This window comes from Spiroplasma endosymbiont of Megaselia nigra, assembly GCF_003987485.1.
Taxonomy (GTDB): Bacteria; Bacillota_I; Bacilli_A; order Mycoplasmatales; family Mycoplasmataceae; genus Spiroplasma.
In genome coordinates, this window is sequence record NZ_RCOO01000311.1 from 1 (window position 1) to 790 (window position 790).

1 protein-coding gene is annotated in these 790 nt (G+C 25.2%); it reads left to right on the forward strand.

Annotation, left to right across the window (positions count from 1 at the left end; all coding sequences use genetic code 4):
• A partial coding sequence (locus tag D9R21_RS07845) for a hypothetical protein (RefSeq protein ID WP_158614015.1) occupies positions 1 to 790 on the forward strand: 790 nt, incomplete at both ends.

Below are 790 nucleotides of genomic sequence, written 5' to 3' on the forward strand. Positions count from 1 at the left end.
ATGAGATTTTAGAAAAAAGAATTTGTGAAGATAATGCTAATTTTTTAAATCCACGAGATTTAGAAATTAGCATTTATAATCCACTTACTAATCAAAAAATAGATACTAAATTAATTAATAACTTTTTAAAAATGCAGGACTTTACTAATAAGAATTGATATAACGAATATAAAATTAATAAGAATGGTAAGGGTGCATATTTTATTTTTGCTAATAATTCAAAACTCAATTTTATTACTATTGATTTTTACAATGACCAGTATGATGAATTAGGTAATCTAGTATCGTGTACTTTTGATTATGACCCTTATATTAAAAATGACCACAGTGTTTTTATTACTGAAAAATTAGAAATTGATTATGTAACTAAACAAGTAAAAGTTATTAGAAAGTTAAAAACACTATTATACAGTACTATTACCGATTTATATATTGATTATGCAAAATGAAATAACTATACAACATTACAAAGAGAAGAAATATTGCCAATTGATTTTATACCAATTGAAATTATTCCTAATAACCCTAATTTTGAACCTTCTGCTCGTTATGGTAAACAATTTGCCAGTATTTTAGATATTATCGCTGAAAAGATAATGTTAGACCCATTGTTAAATAGTGGTAAATTTACCATTAATACTAATGGAGTGACTGGTGTTGTTGACCAAGAAATTAGTAAAATGTTGGCTTCATTTATTGAAAATGACTTGTTATTAGTTGAAGGAGACCCTGATAGTAATTTTCAACCAGTAGACTATATTGCTGGTAATTTTAAAGGTGAACAATTAAC